Source organism: Algoriphagus sp. UBA3586 (genome assembly GCF_002376385.1).
GTDB lineage: Bacteria > Bacteroidota > Bacteroidia > Cytophagales > Cyclobacteriaceae > Algoriphagus > Algoriphagus ornithinivorans.
Genome location: NZ_DFMT01000042.1, coordinates 36,340 through 56,562, shown reverse-complemented (window position 1 = coordinate 56,562; position 20,223 = coordinate 36,340). Strand labels below are relative to the sequence as shown.

The following is a 20,223-nucleotide window of genomic DNA, read 5'->3' as shown; positions in this document are numbered from 1 at the left end:
TAATCCCGTTTATATAAATAAAAGCAAAAAAAAGGAGGGAAACCCTCCTTTTTTAATTTGAATCAAATTCTATTACTTTTTAACTAAAGTAGTTCTTCCATCAATGTTATTTCCGGAATCACTCCAGTAGATAATCATGGTATTTGTAGCAGGGTCAAAAGAACCCACTTTTGGATCTATTCTTGGGCCACCCAAGCCACCAAATTGAGATTGTACTACCCTAACGAATGTCAGTTTATTACAGTTATCTGCATAAATCGCTGATTGAGTAGTACTGAAACCAAATGCAGCATACAATCCAGCAGAAATATCTGAAATTGTATATTGGCCAGCCACTCCTGCAACTGGAACAACTTTTACGTCTGCTGTAAATGTTCCAAATCTGGAATTACTGGTTGCTGTCCAAGTATCTGCCTCAGTTGAAATTTTAGATTCGCATATAACGTTAATGTTCAAATCTAGATCTCCATAATTGGTAGAAATATCAGCACCAGTTGCAGATTGCATTATCAATTTAAGAACTGGTCGCTCTCCTGGATTAATATTTCCTGTAAGGATAGTAACAGGGAATGTTGCAACAAATTGTCCAGCAGGAATCGTCACTGTAGTTCCTGTGAAATTCACATGAACACCTTGAATGGCAGTTGATGCTGGATCTACCCCAATATTAACGGTGATAGCACCACTTGCATTTGTTGATACTCTATTCACCTGAATATCAACCTGATCAGTTTGAGTTGCGTTTCTTCTGACTTTAGTTGTTGTGAATCCATTAGGAAGATTTCCGTCATGAAACTCAACAACGTTTCCGTCAAAGAACACTTCTCGCCCCGGATCATCAAAGCAGGAAGTCATTGCCAAAGAGGCAAATGCTACTGCGAATAAGATATATAACTTTTTCATAATTAGTTTTCTGTTTTTTAGTTATAACCAGGGTTTTGCTCCAACTGATCATTCAACTGAAGCTCGCCAGTTGGAAGTGGAGCAAGCAATCTATAATCATTGTAAGGAACGGTTTCAAACCTGCCAGCCTTTGTAATTGGCATTCCATTTCTTTTCAAATCAAACCATCTATGACCTTCCAACGCGAACTCTTGTCTTCTTTCCAACATGATTTGATTAAACAATGCCTGACCGGAAAGTGCGGCATCTACAGCTCCCAATCCTCTTTTGGATCTCAAAGCATTCAAGTCAGCTCTGGCACCTGCAGCATCATTGGTTCTATATCTTGCTTCGGCACGGATTAAGAACAATTCAGCAGCACGGATAATAGGAAGGTTCTCCAAGAAATCACCTTTATGTCCTAACCACTTAGCAGATCTATATACAGTACCAGAAGCACCTGATCTAGTAGTGGCCACCCATGCATTTCTTCTTACATCACCAGTTTCATAAGAATTAATTAATTCATCAGTAGCCGTAACAATAAACTGAGCACTTGCAAAAACATTCGCAGTCAAAGAACATACAGAGTTGTTTACACCGTCAACAGTAGACCAGTCATTAGAACGAATCTCAATTTCGAATAAAGATTCAGGGTTAGGGGCAGTAGAGAATCCAGAAATATAATTAGCTGGTGTCGCTAAGCCTGTTCCGTCATCAGTGATTCCGAAAGAAGCCATTGCAGCTGATGCAGAAGCAGCAGCCTCAGCAAACTTAGAGTCATATAAGTAAACTCTAGCTAGCAATGCCTGTGCAGCACCTCTACTTGCTCTATAAACTGAAGCATTTCTTAGAGTAGCTGTTGGCAACAAGTTAACAGCCGCTTGCAAATCAGAGATAATTTGATCATAAACCTGACGGTTTGTAGCTCTAGCTCTGAAATCAGCATTAGAGAAACCTAAAGTAGGCTCAGTTCTCAATATAACTGATTTATCCCAGCCATTCACTTCTTTACCTGGCTCATAACCATACACCCTTGCCAAATCGAAATAGAACAAAGCTCTCATAAAGTGGGCTTCGCCTTTCACTCTATTTTTTAAGGACTCCTGCCCTGGCACATTTTCAATTCCGGCTAAAACAATATTTGCATCATTGATCCCAGCATAAACACCTCTGAATGAGTTGTTGTTAGGATTAAAATCCCATAGATTAAAATGGGCTCTATCTGCATTAGCCTCTTCGCCAATATATCTGCCTGTATTAGCTATTATCCTTAAATTATCTGCTAAAATTTCAGGCTCTATCATCATATTTTGACCGTAATAACCAAAAGCTCTTGCTCTTCCATACATTGACAAAGCCAATGATTCGTATCCATTTGCATCTGCTAGAGCAGTGCCTGGAGTTAAGCTTTGTCTAGGAGTTGTTTCTAGATCAGTACAAGATGCTGCTACTAGAGCACCACCAAATACCATTATTCTAAATATATTTTTCATAGCTATATTCAAATTAGAAGGTTAAGGTTAAACCTGCTGAGAACTGTCTCGCATTCGGGAAACGTCCAATTGATACAAATTCTCTAATACCCACAACTTCTGGATCCTGACCAGTATACTTCGTAAATGTGGCCAAGTTCAAGCCTTGAACGAAAGCGCTCAGTCCTTGCATTCCAATTTTCTGTGCAGCAGCACTTGGAAGTACATAGTTCAATGTCACTTGCTTCAATCTTATATATCCACCATCACTTAAGAATCGAGTAGAGAAAGTATCAATATTTGAAGTTCCTGGAGCCTGACCACCTTCGTAAGGACGACCTACAGTAGTGATATCACCTGGCTGCTTCCAATAGCTCAACTGGTTAGTTCTTAAGTTACCAGTAGATGCTCCCCAATCTTCAAGGTTAAACATATCCTGGTTTCCAGCTAAGTTTCCAAATTGACCTTGGAAGAATACCTCCAAAGACACAGGACCATAAGAGAAAGTGTTTGATAAACCACCATAGCTAGTTGGCAATCCACTTCCGATGTATTGAAGAGTTGATTCACCTACGATGTAGGTATATCCTCCATTCGCATCATCGTACATTGCTCTACCATTTGCTGGGTTAACACCCAAGAATCTATGAGTATACCAGAATGAAATTGGTCTACCTACAATAAGATCATTTCCAATTCTATCTCGTCCATCATATAACTCTCTTAATTCATTCTCCAAGAATGTGATGTTGAATCCTGTATTCCACTGGAATTTTCCAGATACAACGTTCACAGTCTGCAAATCAATATCAATCCCTTGATTTCTTACGGAGCCTGTATTTCTCGTAATACTTCCAAATCCTGAATCAATTGGAAGAGGTGTGTCAAATAACAATGATTCAGAGTCCTTTCTCCAGAAATCAACTGTACCGATCAATCTACCATTGAAAATAGTCCAGTCAACACCTAAGTTGATAGTCTTAGACTCTTCCCAAGTCAATAGATCGTTACCCAACTGAGAAAGACCTAAGGAACCTGAACCTAAATATTGTCCAGTGTTTCCTACAAGGGTTCTTGAAGCGAAGTTTGCGATATCAGAGTTACCTGTGATACCGAAAGATGCTCTAACTCTTAAGTTGTCCAACCAAGTCAAATCTTGCATAAAAGATTCAGAAGAAACTCTCCATCCTACTGAAGCAGCTCCAAATGTACCCCACTGGTTTTGAGCACCAAATCTTGAGTGACCGTCTCTTCTGATTGTGAATTCAGCATCGTATCTGTCATCGTAGTTATATTTCACGTTTCCAAATACACCGATTCTTTTGAATTCAGTAAAGAAACCTCCTACTGCGAAAGGAGTCGCAGCATTTTGAAGATATCTCAAAGTTGGATTAGCAAATCCACGACCAGTTGCTGTAGTCTCTTCAGATTGGAATCCTTTATATTCATAACCAGCCAAACCGGTAATAGTATGTACATCACCGAATTTCTTGTTGAAATTCAAGTTATGGTTGGTGTTGAAGTTATTGTTTCTTCTATCGGCATAAAAAGACTGACCACCAAAAGAAGAGAATACTGGAATTGTAGATGGTCTGTTGTTTTCATCTCTATTGTCAGAGAAGTCCAAACCAAAATAAGATGTCCAGCTCAACCAAGGAGTGATCTGATAATTCGCTTGCAAGTTAGAAACAGTCTGAACTGAAGTACCTCTCCTCAATTCTTCATAAACACCTTGCACGATGTTGTAACCGAAGTTATGGTTAGAAGGATAATCTGCTTTGAATGAACCATCTTCATTGTAGATAGGTACATTAGGTCTCATGGTAAAACCAGCAGAGAAAGGACCATTCACGAAGTTACCATTTGCAATGGTTCCCAATGTTCTTTGGTATGCCAAAGAAAGGTTGGCAGCGACAGTCAACTTTTTATTTGGCCTGTGAGTCACATTCAAACGACCAGTTGCTCTCTCATAACTAGACTGAACAATTTGACCTTCTTGGTTAGTGTAAGATCCAGAAAGATAGAAGTTAGTCTTCTCATCACCTCCAGAAACTGAAACGTCATAAACAGAAAGTCTTCCTTGTCTGTACAACTCATCTACCCAATCATAAGACTGTAAGTTTGGATCCTCAGGGTTTCCATAAGTAGCAGCTGCGTTTGCTGGATTCAATCCGGCGTTAATGTAAGCATCACGCTTGATTGTAGCCAACTGAGTAGCATTCATCACCTCATATAGATTCAAAGGTTGTACTATACCTTCCTGAGCAGTGATTTTTGTTTTAGTTACACCCTTTTTCCCTTTTTTAGTAGTGATCAATACAACACCATTGGCTGCCTGAGCACCGTAAATGGAAGCAGCTGCAGCATCCTTCAATACTTCAATTGACTCAATGTCATTTGGATTGATAGATGCCAAGGCATTTTGAGGTCCCTGACCAGACAAGGATCCTGAAGCCACCTGCACACCGTCAACGATATAAAGTGGATCATTTCCTGCGTTGATCGAACCTACGCCTCGAATTCGAACGTTCAAAGTACCTCCTGGAGCTCCAGAAGTCGAAGTCACCTGAACACCCGCAATTCGACCTTGCATTGCACGGTCAAATGATTGAACAGGCAGGTTTTCGAAAACCTCACCTTTCACAGACGCAATCGCACCTGTAATTTCTCTTTTCGACTGATCACCGTATGATGTGATCACGAATTCAGAAAGAGCTTGAACATCTGGCTCCAAAGCTACATTGATGGTAGTTCTGTTTCCGATGCTCACTTCCTGCTGTCTTAAGCCTACAAAGCTAAAGACCAAAACATTGCTTCCGGCTGGAACACTGATTGAATAATTACCATCCAAGTCGGTGGCAGTACCAATCGTAGTTCCCTTTACCAGAACAGTCGCTCCTGGTACTCCCAAGTTATCCTCGGTTGAGGTAACAGTACCAGTAATCACACGATTTTGGGCAAATGCTACCGCACTTCCCAAAAACAGCATGAGTCCTAGAAGTAAAACTTTCCTCATATTTGGTTTGATTATGGTTTAAAATAAGTTCAATGATATCCGATATCTTTGAATATCCCAAGAGCACTACCCATAAAATTTAGAATTGTTTATAATAAAAAGTACGTTCAGAATTTGATAAAAAAGATAATTTCAGAATTAATTTTGGAATAAATATCATATGTGATATTTAATTCTGAATTAGATACATTATCTCAATGTTAACAAAAGTTAATTTTTAATACTAAATCTTAAATTTGTCTAAAAAATTTAAGAAAAAAAATACAATTCCAATTTTTATTGCCCTTTTTTAATTTTTCGCAAAATTATTTAGATATGAAATAAGGTTTATTAAATATTAAAAATTGCATATTATAATAAATGAAAAATATAGCTAATACAGTATTTTAAAGCTGATAAATAGTATTTGTTTTTTCTCGCTAATACAGAATTTTATTCTGCAATTACGAGCAAATCAACTTAGGGCTATACGATTCAAAAAATCACAAAACTCGTATAGTAATCCTCCTGTTTAAGGCTTGATTTTGAGCATTGGTATTTGGAACCATCGGTTCTTTATCTCCTTTTCCTTCCACCAAAACCCTACCCGGATGCATTCCATTTTGGATCAAATAATCCTGAACACTCTTAGCTCTTTGCAAGCTGAGTGTTTGATTATATGCGGAAGAACCCACGTTGTCAGTGTGGCCGGTAACCATGATATTAACATTGGGGTTTTCATTGAGAAACTTCACCAATCGCTTCAGAGAAGACATGGACTCTTGCTTCAGATTATATTTATCGAAATCAAAAAATACATTTTCAAAAACAAACTCCTCACCTGAAGCAACCGGAGTCAATTGTACCTCCAAATCCTTTACATTTTGAAGCTTGTCTCTTTCTACATTATAAATCTTCGGCAGGTACCCTTTCTTCTCCACATATAGACCTGAAATTGACTTTTCAGGATAAAGCATCATAAATTCACCCGTTTTACCATCAGCTTTAAATTCATAAAGCGTACTGTCATTCGTTAGCGAAACCAAGGAAAGAGTAGCATCTATCGGATCTCCTGTTTTAGAATTAAAAACTCTCCCGCCTGTAACAGTCAGGTTTTCGCCTAGATATATATCCTTCGGGAATTTGAATCTATACAATAAGGACCTATCTCTACCATTTTCTGAACTCGCTAGCTCCGTGAAATATGCATAGTCTTTTTGAGCTGTAATAAACAAGGCAACTTGATCTAGTTGATCATTGATAGGTAGACCTAGATTTTCGGGTTTGGTAAACTTTCCATCCTTTACTCGGGATAAGAATATGTCCATCCCTCCGAAACCCTGATGACCGTCTGAAGCAAAAAACAAGATTTCATTATTAAAAAACATAAAAGGTGAAATCTCATCCTTAGGTGTATTGACAGTTTCCCCAAGATTTTTGGCTTCAGCCCAACTCCCATCAGCTAATCTGACTGAATACCATATATCATTTCCTCCATAGCCACCTTTTCTATTAGAAGAGAAAAACAGGATTCGACCATCGGCCGACAAGGATGGCTGGGAATCCCAGGACCTTGAATTCACCTTTTTACCCATATTTCTGGGCCTCTGCCAAGTTCCGTTGACCTTATAGGCTACATATAAATCACAGCTGCCTTCAGAATCAGGCGCATCACATGAAGTGTAAATAAGAATATTTCCGTCTGCGGTTACCGAGCAAGTTCCCTCATTGTATTGTGAGTTGATCGTCGATGCTATACTTCTGGGAACAGACCATTCGTCTGACTCGCTTAAAAAGGAGGTAAAAATATCTTCTTTATCATAATTGCCCGTACCATCTCTTTTGGTAAAAAGAATCTGCTTCCCATCCGCAGTTAAGACAGGAAAGTATTGCAATTGAAATTGGTTTAGAGGAGCCTCGAGTTTTTCCTTTTCTATGGACATGGATTTTCCCAATTGAGTTTTGAGAAATTCCATCTGGGTTTTCATCTCTTTATAATAAACATGAGAGCGAAAGGAATCATCCAATAAAGGATCTATGGCTTCAAACTGCTTGTAGGCTTTTTCGAATTCTCCTTTTTGCAAATAAATGTTGGAGAAAACCCAGCCAATGTCAGCACTGTGCTTAGGCGTTGCATTTTTCCCACTCAATCTGGATCTTCCAGACTCAGCTACTCTTTCGGCCTCTTCCAAATTCCCCATGGTAATCAAGAGCTGAGACATTTTGACGTAGGCTTCCAAAAAAGATGCCTCTCGATTGATCGCATCCTTGAATTTTTCTAAGGCAGCATCATATCTCCTTTCCAAAATTAGCTGCTCTCCTTCCTTGTAAAAACGAATTGCCCGCCCATCAATAATGGAAAAATCCTGTGCAAATGCATGGGAAGTCAATAACAAAAGAAGAATTCCTACTAAAACAGGGCGCATGAACTTATGGAATATCCATAAATTTATGAGTTTGTAGGGAAATATTCCAAGTTGGATGATTTTTCACATAGTTTATGATCTCAGAAGTGAATTTTTCAGCCTTACCCCACTCTGGTTGTAGCCTTAACTCGCAACTTTTATTCACCAATGCAGCATGTTCTTCTGCAAATTTGAAATCACTTTGATGAAAAATTACCACTTTCAGTTCATCAGCCTCTGAATAAATGGACGCGTGAGGCTTCTTGAATTTTTTTGGAGAAAAACATACCCAATCAAAGTCTCCTGAAAAAGGATGCGCCCCTGATGTCTCAATATTGGTAGTGAAGCCATTTTCTTTCAAAAGACGGGTCAAAGGTGCCAAGTCATACATCAATGGCTCTCCTCCGGTAATCACCACTAATCTGCCAGGATATTTTATTGCCTCTTCTACTATTTCTTCAATAGCTAATACAGGCCATTTCCCTGCTTCCCATGATTCCTTAACATCACACCAAACGCAGCCCACATCACAACCTCCCAGTCTGATAAAATATGCGGGTGTTCCTGTAAATCGTCCTTCTCCTTGGATAGTATAGAAAGCTTCCATGACTGGAAGCTGTAGGCCTGAGGCCACTAATTCTTGTGTAGTCATTTGAATTTTTGGTAAAGCGGGTGATTCGACCGCTGGTGAATTATCTCACAAAGGTAAAGCTAAGTTTTGAATATGATGGAGAAGACTACTAAAATTCAATCTTTGAACCATCCAGTTTTTTCATCATCACAATCCTGAAATCTTCCACTTCCCCTTTTCTAAAAAAATCTACTACCTGAAAACCTCTTTTAAAAGCGAAATTAATCATGTCTGAAAAGCGGTTCCTTGTTTTGAAATACACGGTATCAAACCCTTTTTCCAGAGCCCATTTTTCCTGATAATCTGCCAAAGATTCAGCAATTCTCATTTTTCTAAACTCTGGCTTCACTCCTCCCATCCAAGAATAAAATATTTTCGGAGTCTCCCCCTCGTAGCCAATTTTGAACCCTAATAGTTCGCCTTCCAATTCTGCTACCAAGGCTAAATAAGACTTAGTACCCAATCTGTTTTTATAAAAATCCAATGAGACCTCACCTTGAAATTCTGGTATCTCGCGATGAATCGAAAGAATCTCTTCCAATGAGGCCTCACGAATTATTATTGAATGATGTTCTGAATCCATTGATTATCAGTTAATTACACTTTTAAATCTGATTATCCGCAAATTAGCCAGTTACCATATATTCTTTGCTTGGCCGAATGGAAGACCGATGACCGATGTCCGAAGCTTCGGGGTTCTGACCCTTCCAGTTAATACTAAGCCATATTCTTCTTCTTACTGATAAGAAAGCGGATATTCATACTATTAAATTAGCATTTTTTCAAAACATTGATTCAGTTAACGGTTCTGATTTGTTTTTCTTTAGACAAGAAATTCCTAGTCTTTCTTCACTGTTGGATACTTTACGCCTAATTGTTCCAGATAAGTATCAAACTTGGTCTCATCGTAGTAAAACTTTTGCAACTCAGGCTTAAAACGATTCATGATGTCGGTATTTAAATAAATCGGAGGAGCATCATCAGCAATAATCATCGGCTTGTATTGGGTCTCCTTTGTCTGAACATTTTTAAAATAATCCCAAGCTTGGTCCACCAACTCTGGCTTAAGAAGGAAATCCAAAATAGTCATTGCCTCAGCTTTTGCTCCTTGAGTTACTCCTTTGTGAGCAATCGGCGTAGCCATAGCTATGGCATTACTCCAATGATGTCCTTGAAGCCCAGGGATATTAGAAGGAAATCTCAATGTAACAGTAGGCACGACCCATGATACATCCCCAATATCATCTGAACCACCAGAAACAGGTTGGGTCACAGGTAAACCCAATGTATCCAGTTTTGTAGGTAATCCATTTTCTCTGGAGGATCCTACCTCTTCCTGAACAGCTTTAGCCAGCATTTGATCCTCCTCTGACCACTCTGGCAATCCAACTTTCAATATATTTTGGTACATCTGTTCTGCAATCACCTTATTGAAATGCCTCGGCCAAGCAGTACCCAGTATTTTACTGCTAACTTCCGTTTCAGTCATCAATGCAGCACCTTCAGCCATTTTGTTAGCCGTTTCATACATTTCCATAATTCCTTCATAAGTCACATCGCGGAAATAATACCAAATGGAAGCCTTGGAAGGCACTACATTAGGTTGATCTCCTCCATCCGTAAAAATGGAATGAGATCTTTTTAAAGGATGTAAATGCTCTCTTTTGTAATTCCAACCAATATTCATCAATTCGGCTGCATCCAAGGCACTTCTGCCTCTCCAAGGAGAGCCGGCAGAATGAGCTGCTTCACCTGAAAAAGTATACTCCACAGAGATTAATCCAGTACCTGAGGATTGTCCCCAACTTACCCCAAGATTGTTGCCAACGTGTGTGAAAATACATAGGTCAACATTATCAAATAGGCCATCTCTCGTATACCAAGCTTTGGCTGCGACCAACTCTTCAGCAATTCCGGGCCATAAGATTAATGTACCTCCAATTTTTTCACGCTCCATGATTTTCTTCACCGCCAGAGCAGCAGTAATATTTAAAGGAATTCCTGCATTGTGTCCCTCTCCATGGCCTGGAGCCCCCTCCACCATGGGCTTATGATAAGCTACTCCGGGGTATTGAGAGGCTTTTGGAATACAGTCTACGTCTGAACCCAAGGCGATAACCGGGCCTTCCCCATTTTTCCATGTTGCAAACCAAGCAGTAGGTATCCCACTCACTCCTTTTTCTATGGTAAATCCATTTTCTTCCAGAATACTGGTTAAGTATTTGGACGATTCCACTTCATGAAAGCCTAATTCGGCAAAACTGAAAATTTTATCCACCATTACTTGGCTCATTTTATGATTTTCCTGTACCAATTGGCTTACTTCAGCTTTAAGGGCATCAATTTGTTTTTGAGAATATTTCTTTTGTGCAAAAGTTATCTGGCTGCAAAAGATCAATGCAGCGGACATTATCAATAATTTACTTTTCATCTGTTTTTAATTTGTTTTTTAGAGGTCAGATGGAATGCCCAGGATAATCATCTCCCTGTGTGAGATTTTTCCTCATGTGCATTTCATAAGGTTGATGGTTAGCTTGCTGAAATTAATAAAAACAGGAAACTCTCTATCAAAAAATTGACGGATGGAAAATGATAAGTGCAAGAGGAATTAGAAAATTGATTACCAAACCCGCCTGAATTTTCTATTTTTGCAGGCGTTTAGCTAAAAAATCAAGAAATAATTAATCATGGCGGAGTATAATTTCAGGGAAATAGAGCAGAAGTGGCAAGGCTTCTGGAAAGAAAAAGGAACCTTTCATGCAGAAGTCGATCCCAATCGTCCCAAATTCTATTCTCTGGACATGTTTCCCTACCCTTCAGGTGCGGGCTTGCATGTAGGCCATCCACTGGGTTATATCGCTTCAGACATCGTCAGCAGATTTAAGATACTGAAAGGATTCAATGTCCTGCATCCTATGGGCTATGATTCTTTCGGATTACCAGCCGAACAATATGCAATCCAGACTGGACAACATCCGGCTATCACAACCGAGCAGAACATCGCTCGTTACACCGAGCAGCTAAAAAACATAGGCTTTGCATTTGACTGGGAAAGAGAAGTTCGTACTTCTGATCCATCCTATTACAAATGGACTCAGTGGATTTTTATGCAGCTATTCAATAGCTATTATGATCTGAAAGCTGACAAAGCACTTTCTATAGATTCTTTGGTATCCCAATTTGAAAAAGAAGGAAACACCCGGATATCTGCTGTATGCGATGAGGATACTCCTACTTTTTCAGCTTCCGATTGGGCAGGTTTTTCAGAAAAAGAGAAACAAGAAGTTCTACTTAAATATAGATTGACATTCTTGGCAGAAACTACCGTCAACTGGTGTCCTGCTCTAGGAACCGTACTTTCAAATGATGAAGTGAAGGATGGTTTTTCTGAAAGAGGCGGTCACCCCGTAGAGCGAAAAAAGATGATGCAGTGGTCCATGCGAATCACTGCTTATGCGGATAGGTTATTGCAGGGATTGGAGAAAGTAGACTGGGCAGAACCCATCAAAGAAATGCAACGAAATTGGATTGGAAAATCCATCGGTGCGGAAGTGCTTTTTCAAGTCAAAGGATCTGATCATCAAATCAAGGTTTTTACAACCCGCGTAGACACCATCTATGGGGTAACTTATTTGGCTTTGGCACCTGAATCTGATTTGGCGGCTGAGCTGATTACTGAAGATCAGCGCGAAACTGCTGAAGCCTATATTCAAGTAGCAAAAAATCGCTCCGAGCGAGAGCGAATGAGTGATGTCAAAACTATATCCGGAGCCTTTACGGGTTCCTACGCTATCAACCCTTTCAATGGAGAAGAAATCCAAATTTGGGTGGCGGACTATGTTTTGGCAGGTTATGGAACGGGCGCTGTCATGGCAGTACCTGCTCATGATGAGCGAGATTACAACTTCGCTAAGCATTTTGGCTTGGAAATTCGTCAAGTAATTGAGGGTTCCATGGAAAACGGATCTTTCCCCGGAAAAGGAGGCTTGATTATCAATTCTGGATTCATTTCTGGATTGTATATGAAAGATGCTATGGAAAAAGCCATCGCCTTTTTGGAAGAAAAAGGAATTGGAAAAGGAAAAATCCAATACAGAATGCGGGATGCAATTTTTACCCGTCAACGCTATTGGGGAGAGCCACTTCCAGTTTATTTCAAAGACGGACTTCCCTACTTAATTGATGAAAAGGACCTTCCTTTAGTACTGCCTGAAGTAGATAAGTATTTACCAACAGAAGATGGAGAGCCGCCTTTGGGAAGAGCCAAAGATTGGACTTATAAAACTGCAGATGGAGAATATCCGCTGGAGCTTTCTACCATGCCTGGTTGGGCGGGCTCGAGCTGGTATTTTTTCCGATACATGGATCCGAAAAACGATGCAGTTTTTGCTGATAAAAGCAAAACTGACTATTGGGGTTCTGTTGACCTGTATATAGGAGGGTCAGAACATGCCACGGGACACCTATTATATTCCAGATTCTGGACCAAATTCTTGTATGATTTAGGAGTGGTGAGTATTGACGAGCCTTTCCAAAAAATGATCAATCAAGGGATGATTCAGGGTAGATCCAATTTTGTTTACAGGTTGAAAGGAAGCAACACCTTTGTCTCTCATGGATTAAAAGATCAATATGACACATCAGCCATGCATGTGGATGTCAATATTGTTCATAATGACCAATTGAACCTGGATAAATTCAAAGCCTGGAGACCAGATTTGGCAGATGCTGAGTTTATCCTGGAAGACGGCAAATATCTCTGCGGAGCAGAAGTAGAGAAAATGTCTAAATCCAAGTACAATGTAGTCAATCCGGATGATATCATTGAGCGTTATGGAGCTGATACCTTAAGGCTGTATGAGATGTTCTTAGGGCCTTTGGAGCAGTTCAAGCCTTGGAATACCAACGGTATTGACGGGGTGTTCAAGTTTTTGAGAAAGCTCTGGAACCTTTACCACAATGGAAAAGGAGAATTTGAAGTTTCTGATGCAAAAGCAAGCAAGGAAGAGCTGAAAACCTTGCACAAAACCATCAAGAAGATGGAAGAGGATATGGCTAATTTCTCTTTTAACACCTCCGTTTCTAGCTTTATGATCTGTGTCAATGAATTGACATCACTGAAATGCAATAAGCGTGAAATATTAGAACCTTTGGCTATTTTGGTTTCGCCGTACGCTCCTCACATTGCCGAGGAACTCTGGTCATTACTAGGTCATGTTGGATCGATTACCGAAGCTAAATTCCCTGAGTTTAAAGAGGAGTTTTTGGTTGAAAGCAGCTTTGAGTATCCTGTAATGATCAATGGAAAGATGCGTGCCAAGATCAACCTATCTTTAGACCTTAGCAAAGAAGCTATTGAAAAAGAGGCTTTGGCAGATGAAACAGTTCAAAAATGGCTGGAAGGGAAAACCCCGAAAAAGATCATTGTTGTACCGGGTAAGATTGTGAATTTGGTAATCTAAGTCGCTATAAACGCTAAATAAAAGGACTCAAAATCTAAATTTGAGTCTTTTTTTGTTTAAATGTAATAAGACTATATTTGATTAATGGAGCTTTTAGAAGCAAATATCGAAGCCATTATAAACCTTTGTCAAAAACACAAAGTAGCAAAGCTTTATGCTTTTGGTTCGGCTCTTAATTCGGTTTTCAATGAAGAAAGCGATGTCGATTTTTTGGTAGACTTTGAAAGACATGATATTTCGGATTTTGCCAGCAACTATTTCGAATTGCAATTTGCATTAGAAGACCTTCTTGGGAGAGAAGTTGATTTAATTGAATATGACGCTATCCGTAATCCATATTTTAGAGATGAGGTGGATGAAACCAAAGAATTGATCTATGGATAGAAAAATAAAAACCTACCTTTTTGACATTCTTACTTATATTGAGGAGGTAGAACAATTTTTTGAAGGAAAAGTAGTGACTTTAGAATCCTTGTTAGAAGATATAAAAACTATTCGCGCAGTAGAGCGAGAGTTGGAAATTATCGGTGAAGCGACGAAAAAACTTATTAAAACATCGCCTTCAATTGCCATTTCGGATACAAGGAAAATAATCAGTGCTAGAAATTATATTGCCCATGAATATGGAGCAATAACTTATGAGACTATAGTCAAGGTCATCAATGAGAACTTTCCAATCTTAAAGAAAGAAGGCAAAAAACTTTTGGAGGAAAAATGATCCTCTTTACCTACCCTATCCGCACAGCATTTACCGACCGAGATCTGGAAATGATCCGCCCGGTCGCAAATATCAAAAGCCTAGAGTTTACCCAAAGCCCAATTAAACTCCCCTTCTACTTCTTCATTCAGTTTTTTCAATTGTTATGGTTTTTACCTAAAACCAGTCAGTATTTATGCTTTTTTGGAGGATATCATTCTGTACTACCTGTATGGTTTGGAAAAATATTTAAGATACGTTGCATCATTCAGGCAGGAGGCATGGATTGTATTAACATGCCCGAAATAGGTTATGGCAATTTTAGAAAAAAGTGGTTGAGAAAGGCTACCACTTATTCCTTTAAAAACTGCTCCTTGATATTGCCAGTGGCAGATGCATTGGTTAGGCAAGACTATTCCTATGATTCTAAAATTAGCCCCAAACAAGGATTGCTGAACCTGATTTCAGACCTTCAGACCCCCATTCAAGTGATCCCGAATGGTTTCAATACCGAATTTTGGAAGGACTTTGGGAAAACAAGAAAACCTCTGAGTTTTATTTCAGTAGCTACAGGCACTTCCAATCCTTCTCGAGCAATCGTCAAAGGCTATGATTTGATAGAAAAACTGGCCAAAAATCATCCAGAATGGAGCTTCACTTTCATTGGAGACTCAAAATACAATAGTTCATTGCCCAATATCAAAGTCTTTGGCAAAATGAAAGCTCAAGACCTGGTAGAAGCCTTCAACACCCATCGATATTACCTTCAATTATCCACTTCGGAAGGATTTCCCAACTCGCTGGGAGAAGCTATGGCATGTGGCTGCATACCTATAGGCAGCGCAGTAGGTGCAATTCCAGAAATTATTGATTCTACGGGCTTGATTTTGCCCCAAAAAGACTTAGCCTTACTGCAAGACTTACTTTCTCAATTTTTGCTGGAAAACCCGAAAGAAAAATCTATTCTTGCGCGTAAAAGAATTCTAGATTTTTTCAGCTATCAACTTCGTCAAGAAAACCTTACCATGGCCTTATTTGACACAAACTCTAATGACTTGAATCACTGATAGTGAATTGAAGATTATACAAATTCAACAATGAATTGAGATTTTTAACTCTTCAGAGGAATTTTTCAAAATTCATTGGATTAAAGGGTTATCTATGTAAAGACCTTCTCGAAATATTTGAGAAGGTTTTTCTTTTTAACCGATCAAAAACAAAAGAATATATTTCTTGACGAAACCTTAGGGTGAGAAACCGATTTTTTCAACTTTTACAAAAAAACAAGAGGCTAAGCTTAATTTTTAAACCTGTTTTTTAAATCTCAACAAAATGTGGTTTAGAACTAGTTAAAAAAAAGAGAGCTTGTTCGAAAACAAGCTCTCAATCAGGGTCTATTGTTGATTAAGTAAAACCAAATAAACTTTGGTAAACAGCTGGGTTGAGTAACTTTTATGAATACCAAAATTTCTTAAACTTAATAAAATTTAAATATTTGGCACAAAATCAGTAAAAAATTTTTCATTTTTTTTTTGAATATACTTGGTTGCTCCTCCATAAATTATTTTTCTGATCCCATGTGAAGAAAAATTGAAATGAATTTGAATTGAAATAAGAAAAGTAGAATTAATGGATTTCATTCGCTTCTTTCAAAGGATTAATTTTTAGTATCTTAAAAAAAGGATTCCCCAACAACTATGAAAAAAATACTGATCGCCCTACTTGCTCTCTTTTTACTGTATGTAATCGCAATCTCCACTATCCCTTCCTACATAGAAAATGAAAGAAACCCGGTAAAATCCAGTGGGCCTTATCTAGTTTCAGATGAAGCTCAGGCATTCTATGATAGCTTGGATTTCATCGCAGACCTCCATTGTGATGCTTTGCTTTGGGGAAGAGATCTTACCGAAAGAGGCGACAGAGGGCACGTGGATTTCCCAAGAATGCGAGAGGCTAATGTGGCCTTCGAAATGTTTACTATAGTCTCCAAATCCCCATCAGGTCAAAATATGCAGCAAAACAGTGCTGAGACTTTTGATAATATTACTCCATTAACCATTGTCAAAGGTGAAAGCCCATTCAATTGGTTTAGCTTAATCAATAGGACTTTATCTCAAAGCAGTGATTTAAATGATTTTATCAGTAAAGACGGAAGGACAATTTTCATCCAGTCAAAAGCTGATTTACAAAAACTCTTAACCCTTAGAGCTGAGGATAAAAACACCATTGGAGCCATGCTAGGGATAGAAGGGGCTCATGCTTTGGAAGGCGATCTTTTAAATATCGATCGGGTATTTGAAGCAGGAGTTCGCATGATAGGACCAACTCATTTCTTTGACAATGAATTAGGAGGCTCTGCCCACGGTGAGAGCGGGGACGGTTTAACCGAGTTTGGAAAGGCGGCTGTTAGAAGGATGAATGACTTGGGAATATTTGTCGATCTGGCTCACTCCTCTCCTGCCATCGTTGATGACGTATTGGCTATTAGCACACAGCCGGTTATTGTATCCCACACCGGTGTACGGGCCGTCTTAGACTCACAACGAAATCTCAGTGACGAACAAATCAAAAAAATAGCGGAAAAGGGAGGGATTATAGGCGTTGCATTTTTTGACATGGCAGTTGGAGAGCCTGAGCTCCCTAATATTATTGCCTCTATCAAGCATATTAGAGATTTGGTGGGCATTGAATATGTGGCCTTAGGCTCTGATTATGATGGTTCTGTTGCGGTTCCTTTTGATATTACAGGCTTGCCCTTGATAGTAGAGGGCCTGTTGAAAGAAGGATTTACCAAAACTGAGATTAGGGCAGTTATGGGCGAAAATGTCAAAGAGTTTTTCTTAAAGAATCTCAGATAATATGGAAAAAGTAATCCATCATCAAAACAGAAAATTCGGCAAACTACAGGAGTATTTAAGGGAATTTGTCTACGGAGGAATCGATGGTGCAGTCACCACTTTTGCCGTCGTGGCCGGTGGATACGGAGCGAATTTGGATGCGGGAATCTTGATTATTCTTGGCTTCGCAAATTTGTTTGCAGACGGCTTTTCCATGTCTGTGGGCGCTTATCTCTCAGCGAAAAGTGAGAGAGATAATTTTAACAAACACGAGAAAATCGAATATTGGGAAATAGAAAATCTCCCTGATTTAGAACGAGAGGAAATTGCTGAGATTTATCGGGAAAAAGGATTCAAAGGAGAGCTTTTGGACAAAATTGTGAACCATATCTGCTCTGATAAAGACCTTTGGGTGGCAGAGATGATGAAAGATGAGCTGGGCATGATGAAAGAAAGTAAAAGCCCTTTCAAAATAGGTCTGGCTACCCTACTATCATTTATACTGGTGGGTTTTATTCCATTGATGGTTTATCTGTGGGATTTTTTCATACCCATAGATCAAGACATCTTTCTCTGGACCAGCATTTTGACAGGCTTAGCCTTTGTCATAGTGGGTTGGTTAAAAGGCATAGTGAATCAAACATCAGCCTTGCGAAGTATTAGCGAAACCCTGTCGTTGGGTCTTTTAGCAGCTGTAGTTGCTTTTTATGTAGGGGATGTGTTGGAAAAGTTTTTCCTGTAGAAGTGCCTTTTAAGTCGTAATCAATCAGTATCCAGGAGTGCTTTATTTTTCCTGTTAGTTTGTTCTTTTCTTAACTCATTTGCAAAGGTATGAGTGCCCTGAAAGTAATCTACTCTGGCATCTGATTCTCCTTTGGCAAAGGTCCATTTCTCCCCTTTAAACAGGATCACCTTATCCTCGTGCAATTCCAGAATTTCATCATATGGGCCTCTATTGGAAATCAATTTCACAAAAATCGGAGCAGTCTCGATTGCAATGAACAATAGCATAATAAAGATATTGGCAGTGGCCATGGCTTGACTTTCTTCAGTCAGTTGGGATAAAGCATCCATTCGGGCAGCCAAACCATCAAAATTCTCAATTCCAGGTTGTTGCTTTTCAAATTCCTGCTGTCGCAAAGCCATAAATTCTCGAATTTGAGCTTCGATAGTATCGATGCGAATTTGATTCCTTGCCCTCAAACTATTTAAAGCCTCCTGGGCTGCATCCAACTGCTGCTCTTTTTTCTTGGCATTGGTTCCCAGTCCTACTATCCCACTGGTACCGCTTGTTTTTTCACCAAAGCGCTCAGCATCGTACTCTTTTTGCAACTGATCCCTAAAAGACTCAGCTGAAGCAACCTCAGACTTTAATGTATCAATTTTTGCTTCCAATTCCTGAATCTCCGGAAAACCTTTAGCCAAATTGGCTTTGGACTCAGCGATAAACTCAGTTTTTTTCTCATCCAATTTCCGGTTTATTTCCCTTTCAAACATCTTCAGTTCAAGAGGTTTGGAAATGACTAAGGCCAATAATACTGCTAATACTAATCGGGGAATCGCCAACTTCCATTCAGCCCAGGCATTTTGTTTTTTACGCATACTGGACACGATAAACCTATCCAAATTAAAAATCATCAAACCCCAAAGGAATCCGAACCCGATGGCAGGCCAAATGGACTGAAAAACCGTGAACAAAGCATAGCCTGCAGCCAAGGCCGCCAACACTCCTGTAAAAAAGACTGTGGCGCCAATTCCTACATATTTATTTGATTCAGTGGGAGTTCGTTTGAGAATGGAGAAATTAGCTCCGCTACAAAACCAGAAAAAACGGGTGAGTTGCTGCATGATAGGAATGATTGCTTGAGTTCTCTTTTTAAACGCAGAAACCACTCCAAAAGTAAGTGAATAGGAAAATCAGGGATGGTCAAAGGCTTACCTGTGACAGAAATCCCCTAAAATGGGATAGAAAGCCATATTTTAATCCTCTGTACAAAATTACAGGACAGAACTCGGGTTCGTTCGCTCTGTGCGGAATCGTCCACTTGGTGAACGGTTTTGAGCATGTGAATTTTCCCCGTATGTTTATTCTGTAAAAAAGATCAATTTTGAGGTGTTTATTTCAGATTTGAAAGATTTCACAATTCATTCCCACCCACAATTTTAAAACCCATGAAAATTAGCCAGATTCTCTTCCTATTCTTTTTGGTATTCTTTGTAAAAGCCGAAGTGCTTTTTGCCCAAGTTGTTCCTTTTGAGCAAGAAGTAAAGGCAATCTCAGAAAGAATAGACAATGCAGGTTGGGAACCGGGAGGAATTGTTTTCACCGGAAGTTCCAGTATTCGTTTTTGGCAAAGTTTAAAAGAGGAATTTCCAAATCGAAACATCATCAATACCGGATTTGGCGGATCTAAGGCTTCAGATTTGGAGAAACATCTATTTCCTCTTGTCATCCGTTTTGAACCCAAAAAAGTCTTCATTTATGAAGGTGATAATGATATCTGGGCAGACGTTAATGTATCGCAAATCATGGAGTCATTGGACAATATTGTTTCCAGAATTCAGGTGATTAATCCTTATACAGAGGTGGTATTGATCAGTGCCAAACCCAGCCCAAGTCGCTGGTCCAAAAAGGAAAACTATGTCATTTTAAATCAAATGATGGCGCAATATGCCCAAAGCAAAGAGCAAGTGGAATTTTTGTCTGTTTGGGATGTCCTCTTGGACGAAAATGGAAACCCTCGACCAGAACTCTATATCCAAGATCAACTCCATCTCAATGCTGAAGGATACAAACTCTGGTCTGGGGCATTTAGACCTTTTATGAAAAATTGATTTT

15 protein-coding genes are annotated in these 20,223 nt (G+C 39.3%); 7 read left to right on the top strand and 8 right to left on the bottom strand.

What is annotated here, in order from left to right:
• Window positions 1-72 precede the first annotated feature (72 nt).
• The 7 genes from B2906_RS14870 to B2906_RS14840 all read right to left on the bottom strand — a co-directional run bounded on the left by B2906_RS14870 (window position 73) and on the right by B2906_RS14840 (window position 10,819).
• Window positions 73-903, bottom strand: a complete 831-nt coding sequence (locus B2906_RS14870; RefSeq protein ID WP_219956668.1) for a hypothetical protein — start codon at window positions 901-903, stop codon at window positions 73-75.
• 17 nt (window positions 904-920) lie between these two features.
• Window positions 921-2,378 carry a RagB/SusD family nutrient uptake outer membrane protein gene (locus B2906_RS14865; protein WP_219956669.1) on the bottom strand — a complete coding sequence of 486 codons (1,458 nt, stop codon included), beginning with the start codon at window positions 2,376-2,378 and terminating at the stop codon, window positions 921-923.
• Between the two features lie 13 nt (window positions 2,379-2,391).
• Complete coding sequence (locus tag B2906_RS14860) at window positions 2,392-5,373, bottom strand: SusC/RagA family TonB-linked outer membrane protein (protein ID WP_286940743.1); 2,982 nt, start codon at window positions 5,371-5,373, stop codon at window positions 2,392-2,394.
• Between the two features lie 482 nt (window positions 5,374-5,855).
• Window positions 5,856-7,778, bottom strand: coding sequence for an OmpA family protein (locus B2906_RS14855; RefSeq protein ID WP_219956671.1), 1,923 nt, complete (start codon window positions 7,776-7,778; stop codon window positions 5,856-5,858).
• A gap of 4 nt (window positions 7,779-7,782) precedes the next feature.
• The gene (locus tag B2906_RS14850) at window positions 7,783-8,409 is read right to left on the bottom strand and encodes a 7-carboxy-7-deazaguanine synthase QueE (RefSeq protein WP_286940741.1); all 627 of its coding nucleotides are present in this window, start codon (window positions 8,407-8,409) and stop codon (window positions 7,783-7,785) included.
• A gap of 88 nt (window positions 8,410-8,497) precedes the next feature.
• Window positions 8,498-8,971 (bottom strand): GNAT family N-acetyltransferase, encoded by a 474-nt coding sequence (locus B2906_RS14845; RefSeq protein ID WP_286940739.1) that lies wholly within the window; start codon window positions 8,969-8,971, stop codon window positions 8,498-8,500.
• Window positions 8,972-9,226: 255 nt separating this feature from the next.
• Window positions 9,227-10,819 (bottom strand): amidohydrolase, encoded by a 1,593-nt coding sequence (locus B2906_RS14840; RefSeq protein WP_286940737.1) that lies wholly within the window; start codon window positions 10,817-10,819, stop codon window positions 9,227-9,229.
• A 256-nt stretch (window positions 10,820-11,075) separates the two neighbouring features.
• Here B2906_RS14840 and leuS point away from each other — a divergent pair, with 256 nt between their 5' ends.
• From leuS to B2906_RS14810, 6 genes are all read left to right on the top strand, one after another.
• Complete coding sequence (gene leuS, locus B2906_RS14835) at window positions 11,076-13,850, top strand: leucine--tRNA ligase (protein WP_219956675.1); 2,775 nt, start codon at window positions 11,076-11,078, stop codon at window positions 13,848-13,850.
• A gap of 84 nt (window positions 13,851-13,934) precedes the next feature.
• Window positions 13,935-14,234 (top strand): nucleotidyltransferase family protein, encoded by a 300-nt coding sequence (locus tag B2906_RS14830; protein ID WP_219956676.1) that lies wholly within the window; start codon window positions 13,935-13,937, stop codon window positions 14,232-14,234.
• Complete coding sequence (locus B2906_RS14825) at window positions 14,227-14,568, top strand: DUF86 domain-containing protein (RefSeq protein WP_219956677.1); 342 nt, start codon at window positions 14,227-14,229, stop codon at window positions 14,566-14,568. Before B2906_RS14830 ends, B2906_RS14825 begins: the two co-directional genes overlap by 8 nt.
• Window positions 14,565-15,614, top strand: coding sequence for a glycosyltransferase family 4 protein (locus tag B2906_RS14820; RefSeq protein ID WP_286940732.1), 1,050 nt, complete (start codon window positions 14,565-14,567; stop codon window positions 15,612-15,614). Before B2906_RS14825 ends, B2906_RS14820 begins: the two co-directional genes overlap by 4 nt.
• A 630-nt stretch (window positions 15,615-16,244) precedes the next feature.
• Window positions 16,245-17,405 carry a dipeptidase gene (locus B2906_RS14815; RefSeq protein ID WP_219956679.1) on the top strand — a complete coding sequence of 387 codons (1,161 nt, stop codon included), beginning with the start codon at window positions 16,245-16,247 and terminating at the stop codon, window positions 17,403-17,405.
• A 1-nt stretch (window position 17,406) separates the two neighbouring features.
• Window positions 17,407-18,126, top strand: a complete 720-nt coding sequence (locus B2906_RS14810; protein WP_144606495.1) for a VIT1/CCC1 transporter family protein — start codon at window positions 17,407-17,409, stop codon at window positions 18,124-18,126.
• A 20-nt stretch (window positions 18,127-18,146) separates the two neighbouring features.
• Here the strand turns inward: B2906_RS14810 and B2906_RS14805 are convergent, their stop codons facing one another.
• Window positions 18,147-19,232: a DUF4407 domain-containing protein gene (locus B2906_RS14805; protein WP_286940731.1), complete on the bottom strand. Its 1,086-nt coding sequence runs from the start codon at window positions 19,230-19,232 to the stop codon at window positions 18,147-18,149.
• 324 nt (window positions 19,233-19,556) lie between these two features.
• Here B2906_RS14805 and B2906_RS14800 point away from each other — a divergent pair, with 324 nt between their 5' ends.
• Window positions 19,557-20,219, top strand: a complete 663-nt coding sequence (locus B2906_RS14800; RefSeq protein WP_219956681.1) for a GDSL-type esterase/lipase family protein — start codon at window positions 19,557-19,559, stop codon at window positions 20,217-20,219.
• Window positions 20,220-20,223: the final 4 nt, after the last annotated feature.

Excerpts from the sequence above, each read along its gene's own strand:
- leuS (WP_219956675.1), top strand. The coding sequence starts at position 11,076 with ATGGCGGAGTATAATTTCAGGGAAATAGAGCAGAAGTGGCAAGGCTTC.
- B2906_RS14870 (WP_219956668.1), bottom strand. The coding sequence starts at position 903 with ATGAAAAAGTTATATATCTTATTCGCAGTAGCATTTGCCTCTTTGGCA.
- B2906_RS14845 (WP_286940739.1), bottom strand. The coding sequence starts at position 8,971 with ATGGATTCAGAACATCATTCAATAATAATTCGTGAGGCCTCATTGGAA.
- B2906_RS14815 (WP_219956679.1), top strand. The coding sequence starts at position 16,245 with ATGAAAAAAATACTGATCGCCCTACTTGCTCTCTTTTTACTGTATGTA.
- B2906_RS14830 (WP_219956676.1), top strand. The coding sequence starts at position 13,935 with ATGGAGCTTTTAGAAGCAAATATCGAAGCCATTATAAACCTTTGTCAA.
- B2906_RS14820 (WP_286940732.1), top strand. The coding sequence starts at position 14,565 with ATGATCCTCTTTACCTACCCTATCCGCACAGCATTTACCGACCGAGAT.
- B2906_RS14805 (WP_286940731.1), bottom strand. The coding sequence starts at position 19,232 with ATGCAGCAACTCACCCGTTTTTTCTGGTTTTGTAGCGGAGCTAATTTC.
- B2906_RS14865 (WP_219956669.1), bottom strand. The coding sequence starts at position 2,378 with ATGAAAAATATATTTAGAATAATGGTATTTGGTGGTGCTCTAGTAGCA.
- B2906_RS14840 (WP_286940737.1), bottom strand. The coding sequence starts at position 10,819 with ATGAAAAGTAAATTATTGATAATGTCCGCTGCATTGATCTTTTGCAGC.
- B2906_RS14855 (WP_219956671.1), bottom strand. The coding sequence starts at position 7,778 with ATGCGCCCTGTTTTAGTAGGAATTCTTCTTTTGTTATTGACTTCCCAT.
- B2906_RS14825 (WP_219956677.1), top strand. The coding sequence starts at position 14,227 with ATGGATAGAAAAATAAAAACCTACCTTTTTGACATTCTTACTTATATT.
- B2906_RS14810 (WP_144606495.1), top strand. The coding sequence starts at position 17,407 with ATGGAAAAAGTAATCCATCATCAAAACAGAAAATTCGGCAAACTACAG.
- B2906_RS14800 (WP_219956681.1), top strand. The coding sequence starts at position 19,557 with ATGAAAATTAGCCAGATTCTCTTCCTATTCTTTTTGGTATTCTTTGTA.
- B2906_RS14860 (WP_286940743.1), bottom strand. The coding sequence starts at position 5,373 with ATGAGGAAAGTTTTACTTCTAGGACTCATGCTGTTTTTGGGAAGTGCG.
- B2906_RS14850 (WP_286940741.1), bottom strand. The coding sequence starts at position 8,409 with ATGACTACACAAGAATTAGTGGCCTCAGGCCTACAGCTTCCAGTCATG.